This is a genomic window from Vibrio sp. SCSIO 43097 (assembly GCF_023650755.1).
In the GTDB taxonomy this organism is placed as follows: domain Bacteria; phylum Pseudomonadota; class Gammaproteobacteria; order Enterobacterales; family Vibrionaceae; genus Vibrio; species Vibrio alginolyticus.
Genome location: NZ_CP071840.1, coordinates 1,822,929 through 1,836,673, shown reverse-complemented (window position 1 = coordinate 1,836,673; position 13,745 = coordinate 1,822,929). Strand labels below are relative to the sequence as shown.

Annotated in this window: 10 protein-coding genes; 7 read left to right on the top strand and 3 right to left on the bottom strand. The window is 43.5% G+C overall.

The window, feature by feature from the left end; all coding sequences use genetic code 11:
* Nucleotides 1-58 precede the first annotated feature (58 nt).
* From J4N40_RS09230 to J4N40_RS09200, 7 genes are all read left to right on the top strand, one after another.
* Nucleotides 59-1,264 carry an aromatic amino acid transport family protein gene (locus J4N40_RS09230; RefSeq protein WP_054576914.1) on the top strand — a complete coding sequence of 402 codons (1,206 nt, stop codon included), beginning with the start codon at nt 59-61 and terminating at the stop codon, nt 1,262-1,264.
* A 274-nt stretch (nt 1,265-1,538) separates the two neighbouring features.
* Nucleotides 1,539-2,663, top strand: coding sequence for an HD-GYP domain-containing protein (locus J4N40_RS09225; RefSeq protein WP_115385952.1), 1,125 nt, complete (start codon nt 1,539-1,541; stop codon nt 2,661-2,663).
* Nucleotides 2,664-2,750: 87 nt separating this feature from the next.
* On the top strand, nt 2,751-2,969 hold the full coding sequence (locus tag J4N40_RS09220) for a hypothetical protein (RefSeq protein ID WP_005377723.1): 219 nt from the start codon (nt 2,751-2,753) through the stop codon (nt 2,967-2,969).
* Nucleotides 2,970-3,293: 324 nt separating this feature from the next.
* Nucleotides 3,294-4,058, top strand: coding sequence for an ABC transporter ATP-binding protein (locus tag J4N40_RS09215; RefSeq protein ID WP_005389081.1), 765 nt, complete (start codon nt 3,294-3,296; stop codon nt 4,056-4,058).
* Nucleotides 4,059-4,069: 11 nt separating this feature from the next.
* Nucleotides 4,070-4,954, top strand: coding sequence for an iron-siderophore ABC transporter substrate-binding protein (locus J4N40_RS09210; protein ID WP_250654202.1), 885 nt, complete (start codon nt 4,070-4,072; stop codon nt 4,952-4,954).
* A complete protein-coding gene (gene fhuB / locus J4N40_RS09205; protein ID WP_250654201.1) occupies nt 4,951-6,927 on the top strand; it encodes a Fe(3+)-hydroxamate ABC transporter permease FhuB in 1,977 nt (658 codons plus the stop codon). The genes J4N40_RS09210 and fhuB overlap by 4 nt, the downstream gene beginning before the upstream one ends.
* Before the next feature lie 200 nt (nt 6,928-7,127).
* The gene (locus J4N40_RS09200; protein WP_250654200.1) at nt 7,128-9,350 is read left to right on the top strand and encodes a TonB-dependent siderophore receptor; all 2,223 of its coding nucleotides are present in this window, start codon (nt 7,128-7,130) and stop codon (nt 9,348-9,350) included.
* A gap of 42 nt (nt 9,351-9,392) precedes the next feature.
* Here J4N40_RS09200 and J4N40_RS09195 read toward each other — a convergent pair whose 3' ends face one another.
* The 3 genes from J4N40_RS09195 to J4N40_RS09185 form a co-directional block, all read right to left on the bottom strand.
* The gene (locus J4N40_RS09195; RefSeq protein WP_054576911.1) at nt 9,393-9,941 is read right to left on the bottom strand and encodes an MSHA operon transcriptional regulator; all 549 of its coding nucleotides are present in this window, start codon (nt 9,939-9,941) and stop codon (nt 9,393-9,395) included.
* 251 nt (nt 9,942-10,192) lie between these two features.
* Complete coding sequence (locus J4N40_RS09190; protein WP_047102215.1) at nt 10,193-11,968, bottom strand: ABC transporter transmembrane domain-containing protein; 1,776 nt, start codon at nt 11,966-11,968, stop codon at nt 10,193-10,195.
* Between the two features lie 3 nt (nt 11,969-11,971).
* A complete protein-coding gene (locus J4N40_RS09185; RefSeq protein ID WP_250654199.1) occupies nt 11,972-13,711 on the bottom strand; it encodes an ABC transporter transmembrane domain-containing protein in 1,740 nt (579 codons plus the stop codon).
* Between the last annotated feature and the right edge of the window lie 34 nt (nt 13,712-13,745).

Here is a 13,745-nt window from a genome sequence, read left to right as displayed (position 1 = left end):
CCGCCGTTGCCCGATCTAATACTGATAATTTCTAATAAAGTGTAAAGATTAATATACAATGAGTCGTTCTAAAGTATTCGGTAGTACGCTAATTATTGCGGGCACTACAATAGGCGCTGGTATGCTAGCGCTTCCACTTGCCTCTGCCGGCATTGGTTTTTCAACTTCAATTATCATCATGCTAGGTTTATGGGCTCTGATGGCTTTCACTGCCTTGCTTATGCTTGAGCTTCATCAACATGCGGAGAGTAGTGCTACACTTCATACTTTGGCGAAACAGATCCTAGGTCTAAAAGGCAAGTGGGTGGCAAGTTTTGCGATGTTGTTTCTTTTCTACTCATTATGTGCAGCGTATATCGCTGGCGGTGGTGCTCAGTTCGGAGACCGCCTTGCACAATGGTTTGACCTCGATATTTCAGGGCCTACATCAACGATAATCTTTACCTTGATTGTGACTTTAGTTGTGACAGTGGGTACCGGTACGGTCGATAAAGTAAACCGAGTTCTGTTCGCGATGAAGCTCATTGCGATGGTTGCGGTGCTTTCTTTTCTTGCTCCAAACGTTACGGAATCTTACTTGTTAAGTATGCCAATCGAACAAGGCCTTGTTGTAGCAGCGATTCCGGTGATCTTTACTTCGTTTGGTTTCCACGGAAGTATACCTGCAATTGTGAATTACTTAGACGGTGACACTTCTTCTTTACGCAAAGCCGTTATTATTGGTTCGACGATTCCACTCGTTATTTATATCTTTTGGCAAATCGTGACGTTGGGTGTGGTTAGCCAAAGTACGCTTGTTGAGAACGGAGGGTTGAGCGCACTGATTGGTCAACTATCTCAGACAGTACACCAATCAAATTTGGGTAGCATTGTTGGTGTGTTTGCTGACTTGGCATTGTTGACATCGTTCCTTGGCGTGAGTTTGGGTCTATTCGAATTTTTGGGTGATACCATCAAAGGAAGTAACGATAAGCCTAATCGTTTGATTGCGGCACTAGTGACGTTTACTCCACCGCTAGGCTTCGCACTTTTCTATCCTCAAGGCTTTATTATGGCTTTGGGCTATGCAGCGATTGCCTTAGCGATTTTAGCCATCTTTTTGCCTTTGGTTATGGTGATCAAGGTTCGTAAATCGGATGATTTTACTGGGGAGTACCGCGTCGCTGGTGGTCAAGGTGCGCTAGTGATAACGGGCATTGCTGGCACTGGTATCGTATTAGCTCAGGTGTTAATTACGCTAGGTGTGCTTCCTGCTCTAGGCTAGTTGTTTAGAACGTTCTTTGAATAACCTCTAGTTACTGAATCCATCGTAATCAATCAGTATTGTTAGGCCAACGAGTTTTGCTCGTTGGCTTTTTTAATCTGGATCAAATTACCGTAAGATATCCGGTGAAAAAATTGGTAGAAATGTGCTTTTATTTCGTACACTTAAGTTGTGGTATATCGATAATTTAAGTGGAGAAAACCGCTCAAAATACCATTGAATTTGCAACACAATGAGCTTTTCTTGTTTCTCTGCTTTGGTGTGGAGGTGAAGCATGGCGCACCGGAGTTTTTACCCGTTTGCAAAACCGCTTAACGAGCAACTGCAAACGCTAAAAGGCAGGATGCAGGCGCACTTGCCATGTATTGATAGGGTGTCATTTGCAAAATATCACCCAGACCAAGATGTGCTCAAATCATTTGCAGAAAGTGAGTTCGACACTTGGTGTTTAGCCCATCACGAATCAGCATTCCGTAAACTCCACCACCTCAATATTGCCTCTAAAAACGCGGTTCCTCGTATCGTCGAAGACCTTCATGATATTAATCACTGTCCTCGGGTTCAAATTTTACTCAAACACGGATATCAGTCGTCGGCTGCTATTCCTTGTTATGACAATAAAGCTTTTACTGGTTTTGTATTTTTGAACTCCACTCAACGTGATGCGTTTAGTTTAGAAGCGCTGAATGGTCTTAAACCTTATTTCGAAATGATTCGATTTGCGGTTGAATCAGAAACTCAAGTAGTCAATGCGATAGAAACGCTAGCGAACCGAATGCAATGTATGATGCCAGGCTATTCACCTGAGTATTACGCGCATACCAAACGCATGAAGTACTACAGTCAAATTATCGCAACGCAGTTAGCGGATCGTTATCACCTGAATGACGAAATGGTCGAAGATATTGGTATTTTTGCTCAGTTCCATGCGCTCGGTGATAGTCAGCTGCCAGTTGAAATTGCTAGCCGCCGAACAAATTACTCTCAAGAACAAGAGGCGATATTGATTCAACATATTGAGCGTTGTATCGATTCAGCGGATGACATAGTTGCCCGTATCGGAAATCCGGTTCACCCGAGTGTGACTTTGTTTTTGCAGATGATTATTTATCAGTACGAAAATTTAAATGGCACTGGTTATCCTTATGGTTTAACCAATGATGATATACCAATAGTCGCCCAAATTACGGCTGCCGCGAATGCCTTTGATTTTATGACAACGCACCATCCGTATAGACAAGCGTGGTCCATCCCATACGCATTGTTAGAACTTGAAAAATGGGTATATCAGGGGTGGTTATCTCGAGAATGTGTTGATGCTCTGCGAGAGCATCAAGGTTATATAAAGCAAATCATCCACAAATATCCCGAGCACTATACAGGCTTGGGGTTAATGTGAAGAGCAGTAACAAAGTTGAAATGTTGACGAGGAGGAATATTTAAACAATACTGTTTTTATATACAGTAATAAGTTTGGAGGTGAAGTATGTTGTGGGAAACCCTTGAAAGAGTAAACCGCTTACGCCAACAAGCACTTGCAAATCCTGAGTTTGTTGAGTCAGCAAAAGAGCACGAACAAGCACTTCAGGAGCAAGAATACCATTATCAAACTAAGAAAAAGCGTTCAGCCAAAGACAAACAAGGTAAAAAGTCGCTGGCCGATATCTATAAAGAAGTAGAGTTTGGCGCTGACGCTCGTCATTAATGTATTCACTGCGGCATTTTTCATTTCTTCATACGCTGCAGTATTCGTTCAAATTTATGCGAGAGCAGTGGGAGACCGCTGCTCTCGTTGACCTGCCTATAATTTACTAATGAAGTTCAGCAGAGCAAATTATCACTAACACTTAGCAATTCTCTCAATGATCTTGTTTATGTAATGATAATGACAACGGTTTGCATTTGTATCTTTGTTGTTATATAAAACCTCCCTTATTAATCGTTCTGTTGAATAAGAACGGCAAACGTGATCAACGAATGAGAGCTTTGAATAACTGTTATTCGTAAATGGCTATTAGGTGAAGTAGGGATGTTGGAAGCTAAAGCACTCCAGTTTGAGATTGAAGGCAAGTCATTGCTAAAAGCGTTTGATGTGACATTTGAACCCGGAAAAACATACGCCCTTGTTGGACACAATGGTTCAGGAAAATCCACATTGTTAAAGTTGCTGGCACAGCAACAGCAATACACAGCTGGTGACGTGGTTCTGCATGGAACGAGCATTAACGATCTCTCAGCGAAAAAATTCGCCCAACATATTGCCTACTTGCCTCAGCATCTTCCGGTGACCGACAGTATTTTAGGTCGAGATTTAGTCGGTTTTGGTCGTTATCCATGGCATGGTTTACTTGGACGTTTGAGTAAGAAAGATCACGACATTGTTGAAGAAGCAATGGCGATGACAGGCACACTAAAATACGCAGATCGCTTAGTGGACACGTTATCTGGAGGAGAGCGTCAACGTGTGTGGCTAGCTATGCTGTTAGCCCAAAAAACCGAGTATTTGCTTCTTGATGAGCCTTTGTCTGCGCTAGATATCAGCCATCAAGTAGATATGTTGAAGCTTATCTCTAAACTCAGTCAAGAACTGGGTTTGGGCGTTATTATCGTATTACACGATATCAACTTGGCTGCACGATTTTGCGACTACATCGTTGCATTACATCAAGGTGATTTGATTGCACAAGGCAATGTTGAACAGGTGTTTACTGAACCTAAGTTGAGGGACATATATGGGATAGAGATGATGATCTCTGACCACCCTGCGGGTTATCCGGTGGCGATGCCAAGCTAAAGGTTGGAATAATGAGCAGTACAAACACTCGACTTAAACATTTCTCTTTCGCTCTCTCACTTAGTGCGCTTTTGGTCAGTTCCTTTCAAGCAGTAGCTGAGGCGTCACCTCGGGTGATGTCGGTTGATTGGACACAAATTGAAACGATGTTGGCGTTAGGGGTTGTGCCCGTAGGCGTCGCTCAAGGGCAAGATTACGATGCTTGGGTAAAATCGCCACCGTTACCACCTCAAACTAAGGATGTAGGGTTAAGAACTCAACCCAATATAGAGCGTATTTACGAGCTCAGACCTGACCGTATTTTTATTGCCCCGTACTTCTCCTCAATGAAGCATCGCTTAGTCGATATTGCCCCCGTTACCACGATTGACTTATATGAAAGCGGGATCACAGATTGGTCGGTACTTACCAGTTTCACTCGGAGGTTTGGTGAAGAGCTAGGAAGAGAAGCGGAAGCTGAGGCACTTATCCAACAATATGAAGAACGTTTCTCTTTATTAAAACAGCGCATAAACAAAGACCAGCCGCCGCTTTTAATGATTCAGTTTATGGATACAAAGCACGTTCGTGTTTTTGGTCAAAATAGTCTTTACTCTCAGGCTATCGAAAAGATTGGGTTGAGTAATGCATGGAATGAAAAGACGAATAGCTGGGGCTTCAGCCTAGTTGGCATCGACAAGTTAGCTGGCATAAAAGCTCAAATTGTTATCGTAGAGCCATTACCTTATGGTGGAGCAGAGCAGCTCTCTCAAGACCCATTTTGGCAATATGTTGTTCAACAATCTGGTGAAAAGGTCATGCAAGTCGCGCCCGTTTGGAGTTTTGGTTCTATGCCTTCAGCTCTCCGTTTCGCAGAGTTAGTTACGGCGAGTAAGGTCGAGGAGTTAACACAATGAAAACGATGCCTTTAAGCTTTGTGGTGTTACTTTCGGCATTTACCTTTTCTATTGGTGCTTTCCAATTGTACCAAGTAAGCTCATTTTCGTTGGCTCTAAGCAGTTTATGGGAGCCTAACTTTCAATCTATCGATTCTGTTTTACTTCACTTTAGCTGGTGGCCTCGAGTCTTCACCACGATTATATCTGGTGCTGGATTAGCGGTTGCTGGGGTATTAATGCAGCAAGTGCTGCGTAACCCTCTCGCTTCACCCACGACACTTGGTGTGGCGAGCGGTTCAAGTTTTGCTTTGATGTTAGCTACGCTATTTGCACCTTGGATGTTGGATATCGCGCCTAATTTGGTTGCTCTCATCGGCGGTGTGATATCGATGGGGTTGGTGATGCTGTTGTCATGGCGACGAGCGTTATCTCCAACGGTTGTCGTCGTTTCTGGGTTAGTGATAAACCTGTACTTTGCATCATTAAGTACGGTTATTCTGATGATGAATACCGAAAAGCTGAATGGGTTAATGATATGGGGAGCCGGTTCGCTTGTTCAGAGTGGATGGGGAGATTTCTCGTATCTTGCCCCTCGAATCGCACTTGCTACGGTCGTTGCATTTGTGATTGCAAAGCCGTTAAGTCTGTTGGAACTCTCCGAGCAAGGTGCCAAGAGTTTAGGTGTCTCGCTAGCTAAGTTGCGTTTTGTCTGTCTTGGGCTTGCGGTGTTAATCACTTCTTGGGTGGTTTCTGCCGTAGGAATCATCGGTTTCATCGGGTTAGCGGCGCCAGCGATTACTCGATTGATAGGTATCAATAAAATCCAGCATAAGCTTTGGGTATCAATGCTGATTGGTGCGATGTTATTGACTTTAACCGATTTGGTTATTCAGCAATTGCCGGGGCTAATGGCGAGTTTTATACCAACGGGAGCAGCAACCGCTGCACTGGGCGCTCCGCTACTGTTATGGCTGTTACCTCGCTTATCACAAAAGACGCAGGGCCATACTCAAACAGTGTTAACTCGACATCGTGAACATGTTTACAAGTTAAACCCTAAAGCGATCTCATTGGCGTTGATCGGCACGTTAATTTCTGTTGTTCTTTTTGCCACGGTTGCTGTGCAAAATGAAGGGTGGGCAAACTTATTTGCTAGCCAAAATTGGATTTTTTTGGAGTGGCGCGCACCTAGATTATTTGCAGCAGCAATTGCGGGGGCAATGTTAGCGATTGCTGGAACCATGATTCAACGCCTAAGTGGAAACCCAATGGCAAGTCCTGAAGTGATCGGTATCAGTTCAGGGACAGCGATGGGATTGATCATCGCGATGTTTACTGAGTTTGGTTCGTCAATTTTCACTCTTTCTCTAGGCGGGCTCGTAGGTGCATTAGCGACGGTATTAGTCATTGTGCTGCTAAACCGTAAGTCAGGCTTTCAGCCGGAGCGTATTTTATTGACTGGTATTGCGATAACCGCACTGATGAATGCAATACAGAGCTTTATTCTAGCCACTGGTGACCCAAGAAGTTATCAAGCATTGGCTTGGTTGTCTGGGTCTACCTACTATGTCTCGGTTGAAACGTTACTCCCATTGTCTTTATCTGCGCTTGTCTTTATAGGGTTGAGTTTTCTCTGCGTAAGATGGCTAGATATTCTTCCTGTCGGTGCCGCTTCCTCTAAAGCACTTGGAATTCGAGTTGATCGTTCACGCGCAATACTGCTTCTTTTAGTTGCTTGTCTCACGGTCAGTGCGACATTGGTTGTTGGCCCGATTAGCTTTGTTGGGTTGTTGGCTCCGCATTTAGCTCGCTTATTTGGTTTTAACAAAGCGTCACAACACATGTTATGCGCCGCGATACTGGGGGCAGGGGTGATGTTGTTGGCTGATTGGTTGGGACGACAGGTCCTTTACCCGCAAGAAATACCAACAGGGCTTATGGCGTCTCTCATTGGCGGTTTGTATTTAATGTGGGGTTTACGCCGCTTATAGAAATGAGCTAAGCCTCAACCAAGAAAGTACTTATACAAATAAGCACTCGTAGTGGCATTCGTAACCTATGCGAGTGCTTTATGCAAAACCTCTGGTTTGTCTTTTACGGAAACAACTGGCGATGCCGTAACTCGCTTTTCTTTCAGCGGTCGCTGAAGTCATGAAGGGTTGGTTTGGCTGCCGACAAAAAGGAGAAGAATATGACTCGGCAGTTTATGCTGACACCAACGTCGATGGCGGTTGTATTAGCTTTATCAACGCCAAATGTCTTGGCTCAGGAAGATGAAAATATAGTTGTGATTGGACAGCAGCAAGACAGTGCAGTTGGTCCAGATTTTAGTTATCTCGGAGCGAAGAGTCGGGCAGCGACGAAAACTGATATTGCTATCAATGAGACTCCAAGAGCGGTGTCTGTTGTTACGCGAGAGCAAATGGATGATCGTGCCTCTATTAGCATTTCTGACGCACTACAGTACACACCAAGCATTCAAACTAATTATTTCGGCGAAGATAACAAGCAAGATTGGTTTATTATTCGTGGTTTTAAACAAGCGAACAGCGGGTTGTATCAAGATGGTACCCGTTTATATTCTTCTGGCTTCTATAGTTGGCAAATAGATCCGTTTGCGTTAGAGAGGGTTGAAGTTTTACGTGGTGCAGCGTCTGTTCTTTATGGGCAAAACCCTCCAGGTGGGGTTATCAATGTTGTCAGTAAGCGACCTCAATTTGATGGGGGGTCAGGACTTGTATCTTTGGAGTACGGTTCTGAAGACCGTAAACAACTTTCTCTTGACGTAAACTCTGAGGTGAGTGAGCAGCTAGCTTTCCGCTTTCAAGGGTTAGCGAGAAAAAATGGGACGAGAATTAGTGGGGTAGAAGCAGAGCGCATTCTTCTCTCTCCATCGATGACGTACAAATTTAATGAGACGTCTGAAATTACCTTTCTAACGAGCTATCAAAAAGACGACTCAGATCCTTATCTGCAATTTTTGCCAGTTGAAGGAACGTTAACGCCAAACAAAAATGGAAAGATCAGTGATAGTTTAGCGATAGGCAATCCTAACTGGGAGACGTTTGAGCGTGAGCAGGTGTCTTTAGGCTATGAGTTTTCTCATGCATTTAATGATACCACTTCATTTGTTCAAGCAGCTCGTTACAGCGAAATGGATGTTAAGCTAAGACAAATGTATTCGTACGTTTACTCGGCTGACGTGCCTGCGTTGGGGCCGGCTTTGGACCCATCAAATGAACGCAAAACCATACTTCGGGGTGCTTCAACAGAAGATGGGTCATCTGATGCTTTTAATATCGATAATCGTTTGATGCACCAAGTAAATGGGGGAAGTGTTGAGCATAACTTGATGTTGGGCATAGATTTTCAAATGATCAGTATCGATGGTAAAGATTTTGCCAATGACCCTATAGTTGCTGATGGTAATGCATTATTAAACACACCAATGGGAGCTTTGCCCGATCCTAGGTTTAATGTATTTAATCCTACTTATTCGGATAACATAATGTTACTCGATCCGAATACGCTACAACCATTGAGCGAAACCGATAAACAAAGAACGAAAATCGATAATCAGCAGCTCGGCGTCTACTTTCAAGATCATATGCTGATCAACGATAAATGGGCGATGTTATTGGGCGCACGTTACGACGATACAAGTAATGAAGTACATAATGTTACCACGGGTGCTCGCACGAAAGTCGATAATGGAGAGTGGACGTTTAGCGTGGGAACGGCTTATATTTCTGATTCTGGCTTCACGCCATACTTTAGTTACTCTCAGTACATTGATCCAATTATTCAAGAAGACAGCAATGGTAAGCCAGCGAAGCCTGAAAGCGGTGATCAATTTGAAATCGGTATGAAATACCAACCGGATTCATTTGATGGTTATTTCAATATTGCAACGTATCGGGCAACAAAAGAAAACTTGGCTCGTATCTACTTGAGTGAATTAACGCAAATAGGAAAAATAGAAAATAACGGCGTTGAGTTTGAAGCTGTAGCTAATGTGACACCATCCTTAACATTGATCGGGAACATTGCGTACGTTGATGCAGAGATAAAAGAAGACATCAATAAGGCATGGGTTGGCAAAACACCTTCCCAAGTGGCGAATACCGTGTCATCAGCTTGGGCACATTATCGTTTCTTTGATGGACCTCTTGATGGCTTTGCTGTTGGCTTAGGCGCGCGCTATACAGGTGAGTCATACGGAGACAATGAAGAGAGACTAAAAGTACCAAGTTATTTCTTAATGGATGCGACGGTCAGTTATCGAATCGGCGATTACAAGCTACAAGTCGCAGCTAAAAACATCGCGGATAAAAAGTACATAGCGACATGTGATGGTTTTTGTTGGTATGGCGACCGACAAAATGTTATTGCAAGTTTAACTTACGACTGGTGAGTTAACGTATAAATAAACACCCCTAACTTTAGGGGTGTTTATTTAGAAATCGGCTTTACGGACAAAGTGCGGGTTTTTGTACTTTTTCTGCGGGCCAAACGATGATACGACAAGTTTGTTCCATAACGTTTTGTCAAACTCACCCTTTGGAATCGAAGGGTAGAGGGTTTCCTCTTCTTCTCTTGCAAAGTTCATATATTGTTTCTTTTTAATTTGATTGTACTTTTTGGCGATCTGGTTATGTTTTCTTACCCACTCCAGCTTGTAATTGTGGAGCACTTTTTCACCTTCTTCGAGAGTCATTCGAGATAGGAACAGTCGCTTGTATGAGACCTTTCTGTCCAGCATTGTGCGCATAACGGTTTGGATATATTTACCGTGATGCGTAATGGTAATGTCGTTTTCATCAATAGGAGTGACACACCAGCCTTTAGGTAAAAAGTCTGGCTTCTTAAATTGCTTATTACGCTCCATTAGCGCCTGATGTAAAACTAAATCAGAGGTGCCGCGGAACGTCTTTTGCCATTTACCGATACGAATTTGAATCGAACCAGGCAAGCGATAGATGTTAGTAAACTTATCTTTGTCCATGGACTTGTGTCATGAGATTAATGTGCATAATTAGAAAGCGGAATTCCGTCCAATGCCACAGGCAGTAGACTTAAGTACCGTACGATTTTACAACGACCTTGCGCGATATAGCGAGGGGTTATGTCAATAATAGGTAAGAAATAGAAAATTAGTTCACATTATGAAGAAATTGGAAGCTAACAAGGCTAAATTTTGAAGTTACACCAATTATGCCCATGCCAACTAAATAAAAAGAAGGCACGGGCATAAAATCACACCGCTTCTTCGAGTTGCTTGGTGTCTTCTTCAATCTGTTGTAGATGTCGGTTTGCTTGCTGTAACTGATACATTTGAGCATAACGACCATTTTGCGTTAAGAGTGCTTTGTGTGTGCCTTTCTCGACTAACTCCCCATGATGAAGAACAATGATTTGGTCTGCATCTAGGATAGTTGAAAGCCGATGAGCAATAACAACGAGCGTCATGTCTTGTCTGAGTACCGCCAAGCTCTTTTGGATTAAAGCCTCTGTTCCTGAGTCAATATTTGCGGTTGCTTCATCTAATATCAATATCTTAGGTTTTACCACAAGCACACGTGCTAACGCCAAAAGCTGTTTCTGACCTGCAGATAAATTAGTTTCGCCTTGACCTAACTGCGTGTCTAGCCCGTTAGGGTAACGATGAATTTGTTCTGCCAAACCTACCTTGTCTAACGCATCCCATATTTGATTGTCATCAACCGCCCGACTGAGAGAGATGTTTTCTCTGACTGAAGCAGGGAGAATATGTGGATCTTGTTGAACCATTGCCACATCTTTGCGAAGTACGTCTTTCCCTAATGTTTTAAGTGGACGACCATCTATGAGCAGTTCACCACATTGCGTTGGATAAAAGCCCATTAACAGTGACGCTAATGTGCTTTTACCGCTTCCCGTATGCCCGACAAGCGCGATAAAGTCTTGGTGGTTGGCCTTCAACGAAATGTCTTTTAGGACGTCCTGTTTACCATCGTAGCTAAATGTGAGGTCTTTAAGTTCGATAGCACCTGACCTTAATGGTTGATGATCGCCCCCGTAAGTTTGTTCTTTCGCATCAATCAATTCAAAAACACGTTCGCTTGATACTAACGCCTGCTGAAGTAGAGCAAGTTGCTGAGTCATCTCAATTAGTGGTTCAGTAACTCGAGCAAGATAACTGATAAATGCATACAGTACCCCCACACCAATCAACTCAATACCATTAAAACCAAAGATCGCAACCAAGCAAAGCAACGCAAGACCAGCGAGTAAGTCCATTAATGGTCTTAGCAGATAGCCGTTTAGCCGAATCACTCGTTTAGATGCCACCAGATGCTCTGCGGTTAGCTCGTTGAACTGTTTATTAAAACGCTCTTCTTGTTGCATTAATTGGATGACACTCATCCCTTGAATGGATTCACTCAGATTCGCATTTATATCGGTCAATAGGTCACGCATCTTTCGGTAGCTTTCTGTACTTAGCTGTTTAAACAAGTACATAAAGCCGATGACGATCGGCAGCAATACAAGCACAACGAGTGTGAGCTTCCAACTCATGAAAAACATAACGCCAAGCATTACGACAATCATGACCACGTTTTTTACCACGGTCGCGATCAAAAGCTCATAAAATTGCTGTAAAGATTCCGTATCGTTGGTAATTCGCGACACCAATTTTCCAGCAGGCGTGTAATCAAACGCAGATAACGGCTGCTTAATCACGCCAGAAAATACTTGCTTACGAATCGCTTTGATCGTGTTAGCCGCGACAATGCTAAATTGCAATGACTGAAAATACTGGAATGTTGCCGATACGATCTGAAGAGCGATATAACCTACTGCTAGCGAAATCAGAACACTTTGTGAATAGTCACCTTTAGCGATGTGCTCATCAATGAAATATTGAATCAACCAAGGGCCGCCGGCGCTAGCTAACGCTGCAATAAACAACAAGGCGAGTCCTTTAATCATTGGCTTTGGTTGAGATAATGGGTAAGACATTAACCGTTTAAACGTGCTGGTCTGGTTCATTCATTATTCCTCCATCGCCTGCTCTAGTTTCTGATACTCGAACATCTCGGCGTACCAGCCTTTATGCGCTAATAACGCGCTATGTTGCCCACGTTCAGTAATGTGTCCGTGATTCAATACAATGATCTCGTCTGCTGCTTCCAATGCGGTGAGGCGGTGCGCAATAACGATTAGGGCTTGATTACGGTAGTATGTTTCCAAATTCTTAAGGATTTGATGTTCGGTCCGTCCATCAACAGCGGAAAGTGCATCGTCCAAAACCAACACTTGAGCATTCAGCAGCATAGCGCGTGCTATCGCAATACGTTGTTTTTGCCCGCCGGAGAGTGTAATGCCTTTTTCACCAACTTCTGTTTGATAGCCTTCAGGAAACTTTTCAATATCGTCATGTATACAGGCTAACTTTGCTGCTCTATAGACTTCTTCTTTCTCTGCATTAGGGTTGCCTAGGGCAATATTGTCGAAGATAGATTTGGAGAATAGAAACGGACTTTGGTTAACGACAGCAAAACGGTTGCGCCACTGTGGAAGTAGGGCATCCTTGATCTCGACATCACCGAATTTAATTGAGCCGTTTTCTAAATCATGTTGACGCAAAAGTAGCGTTAACAGGGTCGATTTTCCGCTTCCTACCCGCCCTGCAACTCCCAACATTTTTCCGGGTTCCAGTTCGATGTTTACTTCCGTCAAAGCGGGCGGTAAATCACTAGACCAATGGAAATCGTCGATATCAATTTTCAACGGAAGTGGTTTATTTTCTATTGGCTTATTGCCACTGATAATTTCTGGCTTTTCATCAAAGATCTCTTGTAGTCGGTTCCATGCGGCAGAGCCTCTTTCTAAAATGTTAAATAGGAATGCGAATGCCAGCATCGGCCATATCATCAACCCTAAATACATCGTAAATGCGGTCAGATCACCAAGCGTGATCTCACCTTTATCAACAAGGTAAGCACCAGCAGCGACACTAAGAAGGAAAGAAAGACCGATGGTTAACTGAATTGCCGGGTCAAATCTAGCATCGACTCTTGCGACAGCGATGTTCTTTTCGCCAGTATCATCCACAACCTCTTCAAAACGTTGCTGCTCTTGGTTTTCTAATCCGAAAGCACGCAGCATTCGCACGCCATTAAGTGACTCTTGTGTCATGTCTGACATGGTAGAAAAGGCTTCCTGAGCGACACGAAAGCGTTGATGTAGGATACGCACAATAAAGAAGATGATGATGGCAAGAAATGGCATTGGAAGAAGCGCCATTACGGTGAGCTTCCAGCTTACTTGCGTTACCATAATGATTAAAACCGCAATACCAGTGATCAAAGAGTCTGCGGCGGTTAAAACCCCTTCGCCGGCTGTCATAACGATATTACGCACATCATTAGTGCCACGAGCCATCAGATCCCCCGTCTTGTAACGTTCAAAAAAACGAGGTGGCTGTGTCGATAAGTGCCTATATAGACGGTTACGTAGAATGGTCCCGAGTTCCCAGCTTGCGCCGAAAAGCCAAATTCGCCATAAGATGCGACACCCATAAATAGTAAAGATCAGTACAGTTAACCCTGAGAGCCATAGAATCAGCGTATTTGTATCTAAAGTGTTGTCTACGACACCATCAACGATGATGCCAACTGCTTTGGGCGGAACAAGCTGTAGTGCTGATATCACAGCGAAAAGCAGAATGGATCCGACATAGTGCCTCCACTTTTGTTGGAAATACCAACGTAGCTGCCAGAATATTCTCATTGCGCCTCCCGCTTTAAATTATTGAATTTGTTAT

Excerpts from the sequence above, each read along its gene's own strand:
- J4N40_RS09230 (WP_054576914.1), top strand. The coding sequence starts at position 59 with ATGAGTCGTTCTAAAGTATTCGGTAGTACGCTAATTATTGCGGGCACT.
- J4N40_RS09225 (WP_115385952.1), top strand. The coding sequence starts at position 1,539 with ATGGCGCACCGGAGTTTTTACCCGTTTGCAAAACCGCTTAACGAGCAA.
- J4N40_RS09220 (WP_005377723.1), top strand. The coding sequence starts at position 2,751 with ATGTTGTGGGAAACCCTTGAAAGAGTAAACCGCTTACGCCAACAAGCA.
- J4N40_RS09215 (WP_005389081.1), top strand. The coding sequence starts at position 3,294 with ATGTTGGAAGCTAAAGCACTCCAGTTTGAGATTGAAGGCAAGTCATTG.
- J4N40_RS09210 (WP_250654202.1), top strand. The coding sequence starts at position 4,070 with ATGAGCAGTACAAACACTCGACTTAAACATTTCTCTTTCGCTCTCTCA.
- fhuB (WP_250654201.1), top strand. The coding sequence starts at position 4,951 with ATGAAAACGATGCCTTTAAGCTTTGTGGTGTTACTTTCGGCATTTACC.
- J4N40_RS09200 (WP_250654200.1), top strand. The coding sequence starts at position 7,128 with ATGACTCGGCAGTTTATGCTGACACCAACGTCGATGGCGGTTGTATTA.
- J4N40_RS09195 (WP_054576911.1), bottom strand. The coding sequence starts at position 9,941 with ATGGACAAAGATAAGTTTACTAACATCTATCGCTTGCCTGGTTCGATT.
- J4N40_RS09190 (WP_047102215.1), bottom strand. The coding sequence starts at position 11,968 with ATGAACCAGACCAGCACGTTTAAACGGTTAATGTCTTACCCATTATCT.
- J4N40_RS09185 (WP_250654199.1), bottom strand. The coding sequence starts at position 13,711 with ATGAGAATATTCTGGCAGCTACGTTGGTATTTCCAACAAAAGTGGAGG.